This is a genomic window from Enterobacter sp. 301B (genome assembly GCF_003850715.1).
GTDB lineage: Bacteria > Pseudomonadota > Gammaproteobacteria > Enterobacterales > Enterobacteriaceae > Enterobacter > Enterobacter intestinihominis.
This window is the reverse complement of record NZ_PQTC01000021.1, coordinates 31,414-45,167: the sequence shown is the minus strand read 5'-3', so window position 1 is coordinate 45,167 and position 13,754 is coordinate 31,414. Positions and strand designations below refer to the sequence as shown.

The window sequence follows — 13,754 nt, the reverse complement described above, 5'->3', positions numbered from 1 at the left end:
TTACACGCGTTCCACACCAATCAGAATGGCGGTTTCCGGATCCAGAATTGGCAGCGCAATACCCGCCTGCATCAGCCATTCACCGCTTACCGTTTGCGGCGCGTCCATCCACGCCGGCAGCTTGCGCATGGTGTGCCCGCCCTCGCCCGTAATCTGAATGTTCGGGTGATCGAGCAGCGTGATGCGGTACTGCGCGCTGGCGTCTAACCCCGGCATGCGCAGCGGCATCATCAGGGTGTAATCCGGCATCGCGAGCTGGCTGACCAAAAACAGCCCCTGCGTCTTGTCTTCGCTCACTATACCCTGCGCCAAAGTGGTGGCGTCCGGCATATCCACACGCCACTGGGTGCCGCGATGAATGACCTCGCGCCACCGCTTATACAGCGCGGCGTAATGGCGATAGCCTTCACGCTCCTGCGCATCGACGGTGAGCGGATCCAGCTCCAGCCCCATGTGACCAAACAGCGCCGTCAGCCCGCGGAACTGAATGCTGTGCTGGCGGAAGGTGGCGTGACATTTATGATGACCGATATGCGCCCCCATCACCTCCGGTGGGAAGAAGTAGCTCATGCCGCGCTGGATAGTGTTGCGCTCCAGCGCGTCGTTATTGTCGGACGCCCAGAAGCGGTGGCAGCGGGTCAGCACTTCATAATCGATTCGCCCGCCACCCGACGAGCAGGATTCAAACTCAATGTGCGGGAAACGCTCGCCCAGCACGTCCAGCAGGCGATAAAACTGGCGGGTCTGGGCATCGGCGGCGGCTTTGCCCTTGTGCCCTGGCTGCACCAGCTCGCGGTTCATGTCCCACTTCACGTAGTCGACCGCATGCTCGCCCAGCAGCCAGCTCATGCGCTCGACCAAATAATCAAAGGCCTGCGGAATATTAAGATTGAGCACCAGCTGATGTCGCCCGGTCGCCTGGGCGTAGCCCGGCAGCGCCAGCACCCAGTCAGGGTGCGCGCGATACAGATCGGAATCCGGGTTAATCATCTCCGGCTCAACCCAAATACCAAACTCCATGCCAAGCTGTTTAACGTGATCGATCACCGGCTTAAGGCCGTTCGGGTATTTTTTCTCGTCCAGATACCAGTCGCCCAGCGCCGCGTGGTCATCGTTGCGGCCTTTGAACCAGCCGTCGTCGATAATAAAGCGCTCCACGCCCAGCGCTGCGGCCTCGTCGGCCATGCGCATGATGTAGTCCGGATCGTGGTTGAAGTAGATCCCCTCCCAGGTGTTGAGGTGCACCGGGCGCGGTTTATCTTCCGGGAAGCGGATAACGTTGTCGCGCAGATAACGGTGGAACTGCTGGCTCATGCCGTTCAGCCCGTGCGGGGAGTGGCTGGCATACAGGCGCGGCGTCCAGAGCGTTTCCCCCTCTTCAATCGCCATTTCACCCGGCAGGTAGAGCGCTTCGGCCTGCATATAGCGGCGGCCATCGGTTTTCACCTCTGCGCGCAGGCGGTGGTTGCCGCTCCAGCCCAGATGCACACCCCAGACGTGGCCGTGCATTTCACTGAATGACGGCGTACCTGAAATCAGTGCCGGGAAATGTTCGTGGGAGGTTTTACCCCGGCGGTTTTCAATCACGAAGCTGTCGTGCTCAAGCGTAACGCGGTGCGGCTGAAACTCCCTGATCCAGCGTCCGTGGAAGGCCATCACCTCCTGCGCGCGCTCGGCAATCGGGAGCGTCACGGCAAAGCGATCCACCTGCCACGCCTGCGTTTTCAGGTTGGTTAACCCATGGCGCACCACCAGTACGCCGCTGGCATCCAGCGTTAATTCACTGGTCAGGCGCAGGCCCGCCTGTTTATCTTCCGCCGTTACCGTCAGGGTTTGCCCCTGCTGTTGTACGCCTGTGGTGGTGAAGACAGGCGATCCGTCCAGCCCCTGACGATGCCCCTCGATGCCGGGCGAACCAAACAGGCCGTGCCCCAGCTCTGCCATCAGCGTGACGGGGGAGTCGACGTCCAGCCTGCCGTTAGCAACCGGGCGCGCAATACTCAGGACATCCTGCGGCGAGAAGTGCTGAAGGTGCGGCCCCCAGTAGAGAATTTCGGCGAACGGGTGGGTTTTTAGCACCACGTCAACCGTATTGCTTTCAAGTCGAAAAATGGCATCTTGCATCGGACATCTCCTGTCATCGGGATGTCCTGAGTTTTGATCCGAAACGTTTCGGATATAAACCACAACGTTTCGGATCTGTGATCGAGTTTTGAATTTTTGGTGTAATCAGGCCGTCTGGCCTGGGGAAAATTCCGGCTGCCAGAGCACCTGAAGCGTATCAATGTCGTCGCCGTTAATCAGCTGGCGCACCATATCGGCAATCTGTTTCCCGACGCCCTGACGGGTAGACTGGATCACCGCCGCGACGTCGATATCGACAATGCTGTCCTGCGGTAAACCGTCATAGACCACCAGCGAGACGGCATTTTCACCGGTTAAGCGCCCCATCTGCGCCAGAGCCATCGCTGCGCCGTCGCCGTGAGTGTTGCAGTCGGTAATGATGGCCGTGGGCGGCTGCGGCAGGGAGAGAAGTTCTTGCGTGGTGGCATACCCCACGCGGCGCGAAGGGGGCAAGGCGCGCAGCCATTCGCTGGAAAGACCGGCTTCCCGCAGCGCGTCCAGGAAGCCCTGGCGACGCTGGGTGATGAATGCCTGGTTGTTGCTTTCGCCCAGCAGCGCAATGCGCTGATGGCCTTTCTCGATCAGCCAGCGGGTGGCCTGATACGTACCGGCATAGTTGTCGAAATCGAACCACGCGTACGGCTGCGGCAGCTGGCTGCGGCCGAGCGCCAGGAACGGGAACCCGGCGGCCTGAAGCTGCTCAAGACGCGGATCGTGATCCAGCGTATGCGCCACTATCAGCGCATCCACGCGTCGGCTCTGCACCATGCGCATATAGCTGTGTTTGTCCGCCAGATCGTCGTCAGCGATGAGCAGCAGGTCAATCTCATGTCGCGCCAGTTCGTGGCTAATTTCGCCGACCATGTCCATAAAAACGCTGTTATTGAGCGGAACAGGATGCACCGGAAACACCAACCCGACGGCGTCGATTTTGCCCATCTTCAGGCGACGGGCAAAGGTATTTGGTCGGTAGCCACGGCGCTGGGCCTCCGCTTCCACGCGGGCGCGCGTCTCAGCAGAAACGTCGTCATATCCGTTGAGGGCGCGGCTGACGGTGGTAACAGACAGCCCCAGTTCTTTGGCAATGGCTTTAAGCGACATGATTTTCCGTATCTTCTTTAGTTTTGTTCCGCCACCAGCAGCGCGTGCGTATCGGGCTCCAGCGCCTTAAAGATATGCGGCTGGTCAGCGGGATAGCAAATGTAATCTCCCGGGCCGAGCTTTTCTGCCGCGTCGATCAGGCCGACCATCGCCCGCCCCTGGGTCACGATAATATGCTCAACCGACCCAGGCGGATGCGGCTGGGAAATACGGTCTGCCCCCGGCTGAGTCAGCAGCAGGTAGATATCACGACGCGCCCCCGGCGGACACGCCGCGAGCAAAATCGCCTCGTAGTTCGCCTGCCCGGCGACAACTTTTGTGCCCTCGCCGCGGCGGATCACCTGCGTGACGGGCTGCTGTGGCTCCAGTAATCGGGCAAACGGAATATCCAGCGCCACGCAAAGCGACCAGAGCGTTTCCAGGCTAGGGTTGCCGTTGCCAGACTCCAGTTGTGAAAGCGTGGATTTGGCGATCCCGGCACGGCGGGCGATCTCCGCCAGCGAAAGTCCGGTTCGCAGGCGTTCTCGCACCAGGCTTCTGGCGATTACGCTGATTGGCTGCGTCATAATAACGGCCTCATTCTCTCTATAACGAACGAATCGTTCGTCTTGTAAAACGTTTTTGATGCGTTCATTATAATGGAAATACGTTCGATATGGCTAAAATGGTATGAAGAATCACCTCTCTTGCCTGAAAGGCGACACGATAAAAGCGATCGTCCTGGTCTGCCTCGCGGTGGGCGTGGTCGGCATGTCCTACGGCTCGCTGGCGATGGCCTACGGTTTCCCGCTGTGGGTGCCGTTTGTTCTCTCCCTCACGGTGCTGGCAGGCGCATCCGAGTTTATGTTCATCGGCATCGTGGCGAGCGGCGGCAATCCGCTGGCGGCGGCCGCAGCCGGTTTACTGGTAAACGCGCGCCATGTGCCGTTCGGCGTGACGGTGCGTGACCTGGTGGGCAAGCGCGGCCTGAGCTTTCTGGGCTGTCATATCATGAACGATGAAAGCGTGGTGTTTGGCCTGTCGCAAAAAACCGCCGAGCAGCGTAAAGCGGCCTACTGGCTGTGCGGGTTAGGCGTGGCAATCATCTGGCCGCTGGGCGCGGTGCTGGGGGCGATGGTCGGCAAGCTACTGCCAGACCCGGAAACCATCGGGCTGGACGCGGTGTTCCCGGCGATCCTGCTGGCGTTAGTGGTGCCGGCATTTAAAAACCGTACCACGCTGATCCGCGCCTGTAGCGGCGCGGTGTTGTCGCTGGCCGCCGTACCGTTTGCGCCGGTTGGCCTGCCGGTGCTGCTCTCTTTGCTCGGCCTTGCCGCGAGGAAAAAATAATGGAAAACATGACGGTCTTTATTCTCGGCATCGCCATTCTTTCTGCCGGAACCTATCTGATGCGTCTCGGCGGGGCAAAACTCGGCAGCCGGCTGGCGCTTTCTGAACGGTCGCAGGCGCTGCTTTCAGATGCGGCTACCGTTTTGTTGTTCTCCGTCGCGCTGGCGACAACGTTTTATGAAGGGGACCATTTTGCCGGGATGGCGCGCGTGCTGGGGGTGGGGTTCGCGGTGTTTTTGGCCTGGCGCAAAATGCCGTTAATTGTGGTGATCGTCGCGGCGGCGGTGGTGACGGCGCTACTGCGTCTGGCGGGCATAAACTAAAAAAGCGCCCCAGGGGCGCTCTTTCGACGGTACTGCGAAATTATTTGTTCAGTTCAGCGGTCATGTGTACGCGGTTACCGGTGAATGCCTGAGTAATTTTGTAGGATGACGCGCCCGCTTCCTGAGCCTGTGCGGCGATTTTAGCTTCTGCACCGTCCAGCGTAGAGGCGGATGCGGTCACAGTCTGCGCAGCGAAAGAACCGAAAGATGTAGCCAGAGCGATTACTGCGACAAAAGTTTTGATGCTTTTCATGAGATAAACCCTTTCGTTAAGTTGTTTAGATAAGGCACCGTGCCTTGATGAGATAAATACTAGACCTCATCATGAACAACTAAAAGCGGAAGGATTTGCTATACTCATTCAAAATTACTGATTAACAATTAATCGCTGCGGATGGGTGTAAATTGTCGCCCTGCCTGGCTTGCAGAACCCCACCAGCGTCAGGTTGCAGCGCTCCGCCACTTCAACCGCCAGCGTGGTTGCCGCTGACACCGCAAACAAAATTTCCACGCCGCACATGGCGGATTTTTGCACCATCTCGTAGCTGGCGCGGCTGGAAACGAGCGCGGCCCCTTGCTGCCAGACGTTGTTTTCCCGAGCGCGACGGCCCAGCAGCTTATCCAGCGCGACGTGGCGGCCAACATCTTCATGCCCGCCTGCAATGCTCCCCGACGGCAATACCCACGCCGCCGCATGCGTACAACCGCTGAGCTGGCCGATGGGCTGAACGTCATTCAGGTGCACAAGCGCCCGATCAAGATGCGCCAGATTGAACGTCTGGGTGAACGGCAGCGGGATAATGGGTTTGCCGATATCGTTAAGCTGTTCAACACCGCACACGCCGCAGCCGGTACGTCCGGCCAGCGCCCGGCGGCGCTCTTTCAGCCCCATAAAGCGGCGGCTGGAGAGTTCGATTTGCACTTCGAGACCGTTACAGGCCGGTACGACGTCCATGCCGTAGATCTCCTGCGGATGCGCAATGATGCCTTCCGAGAGGGAGAAACCGATGGCGAACAGCTCGAGATCTTTCGGCGAGGCCATCATCACCACATGCGAAATCCCGTTGTAAACAAGGGCAACGGGGACCTCTTCCGCCAGAAAATCCGGCGTGGCATGTGAAATGTGAGGCGGTCTGTGTACCGACAGTTCCACAATGCCCGCAGGCAGTGGCGACGCGTGGGTAGCACGGTTTTGTTTAAACACGACGGTATTCCTGAACAACCACGGAAGTGAGCCTGCTATTGCACCACAAACAGCGGACCTTACGCATAGTATGGATCAACTTTTCAGCATCCATTCTCCTACTCAATTCGGAGGGGTGCAACCGGGCATCTGCTACACACCCTTAACATCCGCAGAGAGAAATGTGATTGATATCACACTTTATAATCAATGCCGTGATAATACGTTCACTTTGTTTTAACGCCGTTGGAACAGGCGTACCGACATTGTGGTATTCTGGGCTTATCCCTCGGAGAAATGAGGGATTAACGCAAATTTTTCTCCTTTGCGGTTAATTCTCAACCGCAAAGTAAAACTACATAGCAATGTCGTAATGAACCAAGGAGTGACCCATGCAGGTCAGCAGAAGGCAGTTCTTTAAGATCTGCGCTGGCGGTATGGCAGGCACCACGGCGGCGGCACTGGGCTTTGCGCCCGGCGTAGCGCTGGCGGAAACTCGGCAGTATAAACTGCTGCGCACCCGCGAAACCCGTAACACCTGTACGTACTGCTCCGTCGGCTGTGGGCTGTTAATGTATAGCCTCGGCGACGGTGCGAAAAACGCCAAAGCATCTATTTTCCACATCGAAGGCGATCCGGATCATCCGGTCAACCGTGGTGCGCTGTGTCCGAAAGGGGCCGGTCTGGTAGATTTTATCCACTCTGAAAGCCGCCTGAAGTTTCCTGAGTACCGTGCTCCCGGCTCTGACAAATGGCAACAAATCAGCTGGGAAGAGGCGTTCGATCGCATCGCTAAGCTGATGAAAGAAGACCGCGATGCCAACTTTATTGCGAAGAATGCCGAAGGCACCACCGTTAACCGCTGGCTCTCCACCGGCATGCTGTGTGCTTCAGCGTCCAGTAACGAAACCGGCTATTTAACCCAGAAATTTACGCGCGCACTCGGTATGCTCGCGGTCGACAACCAGGCGCGTGTCTGACACGGACCAACGGTAGCAAGTCTTGCTCCAACATTTGGTCGCGGTGCGATGACCAACCACTGGGTCGACATCAAGAACGCCAACCTTATTGTGGTGATGGGCGGTAACGCCGCTGAAGCGCACCCTGTCGGGTTCCGCTGGGCGATGGAAGCCAAAATCCACAACGGCGCGAAGCTGATTGTGATCGATCCCCGCTTTACGCGTACAGCGTCAGTGGCGGATTTCTACACCCCTATTCGTTCAGGTACTGACATCACTTTCCTGTCAGGCGTATTGCTGTACCTGATGACCAACGAAAAATATAACCGCGAGTACACCGAAGCCTATACCAACGCCAGCCTGATCGTGCGTGAGGATTACCACTTCGAAGATGGCCTGTTCAGCGGTTATGACGCCGAAAAACGCAGGTACGACAAAACCAGCTGGAACTACGAGCTGGACGAAAACGGCTTTGCGAAGCGCGACACCACCCTGCAACACCCGCGCTGCGTGTGGAACCTGCTGAAAGAGCACGTGTCCCGCTATACGCCAGAGGTTGTCGAAAACATCTGTGGGACGCCGAAGGCGGACTTCCTGAAGGTGTGCGAGCTTATCGCCGAAACCAGCGCCAAAGATAAGACCGCGTCGTTCCTGTATGCACTCGGCTGGACGCAGCACTCCATCGGCGCGCAGAACATCCGCACCATGGCGATGGTTCAGTTGCTGCTCGGCAACATGGGGATGGCAGGCGGCGGCGTTAACGCCCTGCGCGGTCACTCCAACATCCAGGGTCTGACCGACCTTGGCCTGCTGTCTCAGAGCCTGACGGGTTACATGAACCTGCCGAGCGAGAAACAGACCGACCTGCAAACCTATCTGACGGCCAGCACGCCAAAACCGCTGCTCGAAGGCCAGGTAAACTACTGGGGCAACTATCCGAAGTTCTTTGTCTCGCTGATGAAAGCCTTCTACGGCGACAAGGCGACGGCGGAAAACAGCTGGGGCTTTGACTGGCTGCCGAAGTGGGACAAAGGGTACGACGTCCTCCAGTACTTCGAAATGATGCACCAGGGCCAGGTCAACGGCTATATCTGCCAGGGCTTTAACCCGGTGGCGTCGTTCCCGAACAAGAACAAGGTTGTCGAGTCTCTGTCGAAACTGAAGTACCTGGTGACGATTGACCCGCTCAATACCGAAACCTCGACGTTCTGGCAGAACCACGGTGAGTCGAACGATGTCGACCCGTCGAAGATTCAGACCGAAGTGTTCCGTCTGCCGTCCACCTGCTTCGCGGAAGAGAACGGCTCTATCGTCAACTCTGGCCGCTGGTTGCAGTGGCACTGGAAAGGCGCGGACGCCCCGGGCATCGCCCTGAACGACGGCGAGATCCTGGCCGGTATCTTCTTACGCCTGCGTAAAATGTACGCGGCTGAAGGCGGCGCAACGCCTGAGCCGGTGCTGAACATGACCTGGAACTATTCGACGCCGGAAAACCCTGCGCCGGAAGAAGTGGCCATGGAGAGCAACGGTAAGGCGCTGGCGGACGTTATCGACCCGGCGACCGGCACCGTGCTGGCGAAGAAAGGCGATCAGCTCAGCACCTTCGCACACCTGCGTGACGACGGTACGACGTCAAGCGGCTGCTGGATCTTTGCCGGTAGCTGGACGCCGAAAGGCAACCAGATGGCCAACCGCGATAACGCCGACCCGTCGGGCCTCGGTAATACGCTGGGCTGGGCATGGGCATGGCCGCTTAACCGCCGCATCCTCTATAACCGTGCCTCTGCTGACCCGCAAGGCAACCCGTGGGATCCGAAGCGTCAGCTACTGAAGTGGGACGGCGCGAAATGGGGCGGCGTGGATATTCCGGACTACAGCACTGCCGCACCGGGCAGCGATGTCGGGCCGTTTATCATGCAGCCTGAAGGGATGGGGCGCCTGTTTGCTATCGATAAGATGGCGGAAGGTCCGTTCCCGGAACACTACGAGCCGTTTGAGACGCCGCTGGGTACTAACCCGCTGCACCCGAACGTGGTCTCTAACCCGGCAGCCCGCATCTTCAAGGGCGATTTTGAAGCGCTGGGTAAAAAGGACAAGTTCCCGTATGTCGGCACCACTTACCGTCTGACCGAGCACTTCCACTACTGGACCAAGCACGCGCTGCTGAATGCCATCGCGCAGCCGGAACAGTTTGTGGAGATCGGCGAGAAGCTGGCGAACAAACTCGGCATTGCCCATGGCGATACCGTGAAGGTCTCCTCTAACCGCGGCTACATCAAAGCCAAGGCGGTGGTGACCAAGCGTATTCGCACGCTGAACGTTCACGGTCAGCAGGTGGATACCATCGGCATCCCGATTCACTGGGGTTATGAGGGCGTGGCGAAGAAAGGGTTCATTGCGAACACCCTGACGCCGTTCGTCGGCGATGCGAACACGCAGACGCCGGAGTTTAAGGCCTTCCTCGTGAACGTGGAAAAGGTGTAACGGAGACGACTTATGGCTTATCAATCTCAAGACATTATCCGTCGTTCCGCGACTAACGGTTTCACGCCCGCGCCTCAGGCGCGGGACCACCAGCAGGAAGTGGCGAAGCTTATCGACGTGACCACCTGTATCGGCTGTAAAGCCTGTCAGGTGGCTTGTTCAGAGTGGAACGACATCCGTGACGAAGTGGGTCACAACGTCGGGGTGTACGACAACCCGGCGGACCTGACCGCCAAGTCCTGGACGGTAATGCGTTTCTCGGAAGTGGAACAGAACGACAAACTGGAATGGCTTATCCGCAAAGACGGCTGTATGCACTGTGCGGATCCGGGCTGCCTGAAGGCGTGTCCGTCAGAAGGGGCTATCATTCAGTATGCCAACGGCATCGTCGACTTCCAGTCTGAGCAGTGTATTGGCTGCGGCTACTGCATCGCGGGCTGTCCGTTCGACGTGCCGCGCATGAACCCGGAAGACAACCGCGTCTACAAATGTACGCTGTGCGTTGACCGCGTAAATGTCGGTCAGGAGCCAGCCTGCGTGAAGACCTGCCCAACCGGCGCTATCCACTTTGGCTCTAAAGAGGATATGAAAACGCTGGCGGCAGAGCGCGTGGGCGAGCTGAAAACCCGTGGTTACGATAACGCGGGCCTGTACGATCCGGCTGGCGTTGGCGGTACGCACGTGATGTACGTGCTGCACCACGCCGACAAGCCGAATCTGTACCATGGCCTGCCGGAGAACCCGGAAATCAGCGCCACCGTGAAGTTCTGGAAAGGTATCTGGAAACCGCTGGCCGCGGTCGGTTTTGCGGCCACCTTTGCAGCGAGCATCTTCCACTACGTCGGCGTTGGTCCGAACCGCGCGGAAGAGGAAGACGATAACCTGCATGAAGAGAAAGACGAGGTGCGCAAATGAGAAAACGTGACACCATCGTGCGCTACACCGCGCCGGAACGCATCAACCACTGGGTCACCGCCTTCTGCTTCATGCTGGCGGCGATAAGCGGGCTGGGGTTCTTCTTCCCCTCCTTCAACTGGCTGATGCAGATACTGGGCACGCCGCAGCTGGCGCGCATCCTGCACCCGTTCGTGGGTGTGGTGATGTTTGCCTCGTTTATCATCATGTTTTTCCGCTACTGGCACCATAACCTAATCAATCGGGATGATATCTTTTGGGCGAAGAATATTCGTAAGATCGTCGTCAACGAGGAAGTGGGTGATACCGGGCGTTATAACTTCGGCCAGAAGTGCGTATTCTGGGCGGCGATTATCTTCCTGGTCCTGTTGCTGGTGAGCGGCGTGATCATCTGGCGTCCGTACTTTGCGCCTGCTTTCTCAATCCCGGTGATCCGATTTGCGCTGATGCTGCATTCATTTGCCGCAGTGGCGTTAATTGTGGTTATCATGGTGCATATCTACGCCGCCCTTTGGGTGAAAGGCACCATTACCGCGATGGTGGAAGGATGGGTAACCAGTACGTGGGCGAAGAAACATCACCCGCGCTGGTACCGTGAAGTCCGCCAGAAACAGGAAAAGTCATCTGAATGAGTATTCGCATAATCCCGCAAGATGAGCTGGGGTCGAGCGAGAAACGCACGGCGGATTATATTCCGCCGTTGTTGTTCCCCAGACTCAAGAACCTCTACAACCGCCGCGCAGAGCGTCTGCGCGAGCTGGCAGAGAACAACCCGCTGGGCGATTTTCTGCGTTTTGCCGCGCTGGTCGCCCATGCGCAGGAAGTGGTGCTATACGACCACCCGCTGCAAATGGATCTGACCGCACGCATCAAAGAAGCCAACGCGCAGGGCAAGCCGCCGCTGGACATTCACGTTCTGCCGCGCGACAAGCACTGGCATAAGCTGCTGCATTCGCTGATTGCCGAGCTGAAGCCCGAAATGAGCGGCACGGCGCTGGCGGTCATTGAGAACCTGGAAAAAGCCTCAGAGCAAGAGCTGGAAGAGATGGCGAGCGCGCTGTTTGCCTCCGACTTCTCGCTGGTGAGCAGCGATAAAGCGCCGTTCATCTGGGCTGCGCTGTCGCTCTACTGGGCGCAAATGGCGAGCCTGATCCCGGGTAAAGCCCGCGCTGAATATGGCGAAGCGCGCCAGTTTTGCCCGGTGTGCGGCTCAATGCCGGTCTCCAGCATGGTACAGATTGGTACGACGCAGGGGCTGCGCTACTTGCACTGCAACCTGTGTGAAACCGAGTGGCACGTGGTGCGCATCAAGTGCAGCAACTGCGAACAGACCCGCGATCTGAACTATTGGTCGCTTGAAAACGAAGACGCGGCGGTGAAAGCCGAAAGCTGCGGCGACTGCGGGACCTACCTGAAGATTCTGTATCAGGAAAAAGACCCGAAAGTCGAAGCGGTAGCCGACGATCTCGCCTCGCTGATCCTGGACGCGAAGATGGAGCAGGAGGGCTTTGCCCGTAGCTCGATCAACCCGTTCCTGTTCCCGGGGGAAGGGGAGTAATCTCCTGTGAGAATGCCGGGCGGCGCACGCTTGCCCGGCCTACAGGTGGTAAGGTGAAACGACCCCAGCAATACCCGAAAAGTCTTTCGTATTGCGCGAAATTAACGGACAGCTTCTGCTCTGAGCAGTAGCCAGAATAATGGCGTCAGGAAGTTTCATCCCGTGCTGTTCGCGAAGTAATACGCTTCTTTCAGCAATTTCCCTTGTTATATCAATAATTTCAAAGGCCCCCATCACGGCTGCCGTTTTTGCTTCTTGACCGTGCCTGCGAGCGCCCACCATTACTTCCATCCATGTGATGAGGCTAATGGCACGATGCGAAGCTGTGCGATCGATCGCATCCGCAGCCTCAACGTGGTTATTAAAAAGATCGATGAGGATATTGGTGTCAAACACAGCCATGTGCTCCATCATTACCACTCCTCACGCAGCTTGCGTTCGTACTCAAGCCCATCTTCCTGCTGATTTCCCCACAGGCCAAGCGCTTCGCGGATAACCGATGAATTCTGCTGGTCGAGATACAGTTCTATGGCTTCCCGCAGCAGTTCGGCGCGCGGCCGGTTGCGCAACTGCTTCAGGTTATCCAGTCGTTGAATCACGTCATCAGACAAATCGATCAGTATTCTGCCCATAGTAAGGTCCGCCAAAAGACTCATATATCACCTTAGTATATCATCCACGGTTAATTTTCAGGCAATATATCCATAATTAAGACATGGTTAAAGAACATTGTTAAGGCAGTCACCGATTTTGCGAGCCGCTTTCCAGGACATTTATATCTTCAAATTCCTCTGTTTTCATCTTTCGTAAACCAGGCTATAAAGCTGTATATAAATACAGCATGAGGACGTAACCATGGCGCTGGAAAAGGGAATTGATAAGCTTGTACAAGATTTTATTGCAGCAGGGCGGCCTTCCTCGCGAAAGCAGAATATAGATGAACGGAGAGCCGGGTATGTTGCCAGCACAGCTCTGGCCGGGGAGACAGAAACTCGTGTCCAGGTTGAAACGCTTGTTCTTGAGGAGATGACCTTTCAGCTATTTTCGCCTGTCAATGCCCCTGAAACGTTACCTTGTGCCCTCTACTATCATGGCGGTTGTTTTGTCAGCGGTGGGTTTGAAACCCATGATAATCAGCTTCGCCAACTGGCGTTTTACGGTAACTGTCGAGTCATTGCGGTTCAGTACAGACTCGCACCCGAGCATACCTTCCCCGCTGCGCATGACGATGCAGAGAGAGCGGCAGATCTTGTCTGGCAAAATGCAGAACAATTAGGTGTGGATAAAAACCGGATTACACTTTGTGGAGACAGTGCGGGAGGGCATCTTGCGCTGGTAACGTCATTGCGGCTTAAGGCCAAAGGTCTCTGGGATCCCGCACAGCTCATTCTTATCTACCCCATGCTCGACGCTACGGCCAGTTTTGAAAGCTATACCCTCAATGGCATGGACTACGTAATTACTCGCGATACCCTTTTGAGCGGCTATGAAATGTATCTGGATAGAGCTTACCGTCAGCATCCTGAATTCAGCCCACTGTGGCGCAACGACTTTAGCGGTCTGCCGAAGGTCCATATTGTTACCGCTGAGTATGATCCGTTACGCGACGAAGGCGAGGCGCTTTATCAGCGCCTCACGGAGCAAGGCGTGAAGTGTACCGCTCAACGATGGCGGGATGTAATTCACGGCTTCTTCCAGTTGGGTGGAATTAGCCAGTCAGCGCGAGACGTTATGCGAGATATTGCCTGGCGCATTAACCATGCCGGGCGAGAGTGAGA

Annotated in this window: 14 protein-coding genes; 7 read left to right on the top strand and 7 right to left on the bottom strand. The window is 57.2% G+C overall.

The genetic code is table 11. The features are described from left to right. From C3451_RS19445 to C3451_RS19435, 3 genes are all read right to left on the bottom strand, one after another. Complete coding sequence (locus C3451_RS19445) at positions 1–2,124, bottom strand: alpha-galactosidase (RefSeq protein ID WP_045620875.1); 2,124 nt, start codon at positions 2,122–2,124, stop codon at positions 1–3. A 105-nt stretch (positions 2,125–2,229) separates the two neighbouring features. Further along, positions 2,230–3,225 carry a LacI family DNA-binding transcriptional regulator gene (locus C3451_RS19440; RefSeq protein WP_023305100.1) on the bottom strand — a complete coding sequence of 332 codons (996 nt, stop codon included), beginning with the start codon at positions 3,223–3,225 and terminating at the stop codon, positions 2,230–2,232. Positions 3,226–3,242: 17 nt separating this feature from the next. After that, the gene (locus tag C3451_RS19435; protein WP_124304382.1) at positions 3,243–3,791 is read right to left on the bottom strand and encodes an XRE family transcriptional regulator; all 549 of its coding nucleotides are present in this window, start codon (positions 3,789–3,791) and stop codon (positions 3,243–3,245) included. Positions 3,792–3,894: 103 nt separating this feature from the next. On the opposite strand from C3451_RS19435, the gene C3451_RS19430 reads away from it, so the two are divergent. After that, positions 3,895–4,554 carry an AzlC family ABC transporter permease gene (locus C3451_RS19430; RefSeq protein ID WP_003861971.1) on the top strand — a complete coding sequence of 220 codons (660 nt, stop codon included), beginning with the start codon at positions 3,895–3,897 and terminating at the stop codon, positions 4,552–4,554. Beyond that, the gene (locus C3451_RS19425) at positions 4,554–4,877 is read left to right on the top strand and encodes an AzlD domain-containing protein (protein ID WP_022649832.1); all 324 of its coding nucleotides are present in this window, start codon (positions 4,554–4,556) and stop codon (positions 4,875–4,877) included. Before C3451_RS19430 ends, C3451_RS19425 begins: the two co-directional genes overlap by 1 nt. A gap of 40 nt (positions 4,878–4,917) precedes the next feature. On the opposite strand, the gene C3451_RS19420 is transcribed toward C3451_RS19425, so the two are convergent. Further along, positions 4,918–5,130, bottom strand: coding sequence for a DUF1471 domain-containing protein (locus tag C3451_RS19420; protein ID WP_003861966.1), 213 nt, complete (start codon positions 5,128–5,130; stop codon positions 4,918–4,920). 114 nt (positions 5,131–5,244) lie between these two features. Further along, a complete protein-coding gene (fdhD, locus tag C3451_RS19415; protein WP_045308722.1) occupies positions 5,245–6,081 on the bottom strand; it encodes a formate dehydrogenase accessory sulfurtransferase FdhD in 837 nt (278 codons plus the stop codon). Positions 6,082–6,452: 371 nt separating this feature from the next. Between fdhD and fdnG the strand changes: the two genes are divergently transcribed. Genes fdnG through fdhE form a run of 4 tightly spaced genes read left to right on the top strand, consistent with a single transcriptional unit; the run spans position 6,453 to position 11,976 of the window. After that, positions 6,453–9,503 (top strand): formate dehydrogenase-N subunit alpha, encoded by a 3,051-nt coding sequence (fdnG, locus tag C3451_RS19410; protein WP_124304381.1) that lies wholly within the window; start codon positions 6,453–6,455, stop codon positions 9,501–9,503. A 12-nt stretch (positions 9,504–9,515) separates the two neighbouring features. Further along, a complete protein-coding gene (gene fdxH / locus C3451_RS19405) occupies positions 9,516–10,418 on the top strand; it encodes a formate dehydrogenase subunit beta (RefSeq protein WP_003861960.1) in 903 nt (300 codons plus the stop codon). Then, a complete protein-coding gene (gene fdoI, locus C3451_RS19400; protein WP_006808711.1) occupies positions 10,415–11,050 on the top strand; it encodes a formate dehydrogenase cytochrome b556 subunit in 636 nt (211 codons plus the stop codon). Before fdxH ends, fdoI begins: the two co-directional genes overlap by 4 nt. Next, a complete protein-coding gene (gene fdhE, locus C3451_RS19395; RefSeq protein WP_022649835.1) occupies positions 11,047–11,976 on the top strand; it encodes a formate dehydrogenase accessory protein FdhE in 930 nt (309 codons plus the stop codon). The genes fdoI and fdhE overlap by 4 nt, the downstream gene beginning before the upstream one ends. A 39-nt stretch (positions 11,977–12,015) precedes the next feature. Here the strand turns inward: fdhE and C3451_RS19390 are convergent, their stop codons facing one another. After that, on the bottom strand, positions 12,016–12,387 hold the full coding sequence (locus C3451_RS19390; RefSeq protein WP_080339264.1) for a type II toxin-antitoxin system VapC family toxin: 372 nt from the start codon (positions 12,385–12,387) through the stop codon (positions 12,016–12,018). A 2-nt stretch (positions 12,388–12,389) separates the two neighbouring features. Beyond that, on the bottom strand, positions 12,390–12,632 hold the full coding sequence (locus C3451_RS19385) for a ribbon-helix-helix protein, CopG family (RefSeq protein ID WP_023298920.1): 243 nt from the start codon (positions 12,630–12,632) through the stop codon (positions 12,390–12,392). A 199-nt stretch (positions 12,633–12,831) separates the two neighbouring features. Between C3451_RS19385 and C3451_RS19380 the strand changes: the two genes are divergently transcribed. Further along, positions 12,832–13,752, top strand: coding sequence for an alpha/beta hydrolase (locus C3451_RS19380; protein ID WP_045620872.1), 921 nt, complete (start codon positions 12,832–12,834; stop codon positions 13,750–13,752). Positions 13,753–13,754 lie beyond the last annotated feature (2 nt).

Coding starts and splice junctions, on each gene's coding strand:
- C3451_RS19445 (WP_045620875.1), bottom strand. CDS start 2,124: ATGCAAGATGCCATTTTTCGACTTGAAAGCAATACGGTTGACGTGGTG.
- C3451_RS19440 (WP_023305100.1), bottom strand. CDS start 3,225: ATGTCGCTTAAAGCCATTGCCAAAGAACTGGGGCTGTCTGTTACCACC.
- C3451_RS19435 (WP_124304382.1), bottom strand. CDS start 3,791: ATGACGCAGCCAATCAGCGTAATCGCCAGAAGCCTGGTGCGAGAACGC.
- C3451_RS19430 (WP_003861971.1), top strand. CDS start 3,895: ATGAAGAATCACCTCTCTTGCCTGAAAGGCGACACGATAAAAGCGATC.
- C3451_RS19425 (WP_022649832.1), top strand. CDS start 4,554: ATGGAAAACATGACGGTCTTTATTCTCGGCATCGCCATTCTTTCTGCC.
- C3451_RS19420 (WP_003861966.1), bottom strand. CDS start 5,130: ATGAAAAGCATCAAAACTTTTGTCGCAGTAATCGCTCTGGCTACATCT.
- fdxH (WP_003861960.1), top strand. CDS start 9,516: ATGGCTTATCAATCTCAAGACATTATCCGTCGTTCCGCGACTAACGGT.
- fdoI (WP_006808711.1), top strand. CDS start 10,415: ATGAGAAAACGTGACACCATCGTGCGCTACACCGCGCCGGAACGCATC.
- fdhE (WP_022649835.1), top strand. CDS start 11,047: ATGAGTATTCGCATAATCCCGCAAGATGAGCTGGGGTCGAGCGAGAAA.
- C3451_RS19390 (WP_080339264.1), bottom strand. CDS start 12,387: ATGGAGCACATGGCTGTGTTTGACACCAATATCCTCATCGATCTTTTT.
- C3451_RS19385 (WP_023298920.1), bottom strand. CDS start 12,632: ATGAGTCTTTTGGCGGACCTTACTATGGGCAGAATACTGATCGATTTG.
- C3451_RS19380 (WP_045620872.1), top strand. CDS start 12,832: ATGGCGCTGGAAAAGGGAATTGATAAGCTTGTACAAGATTTTATTGCA.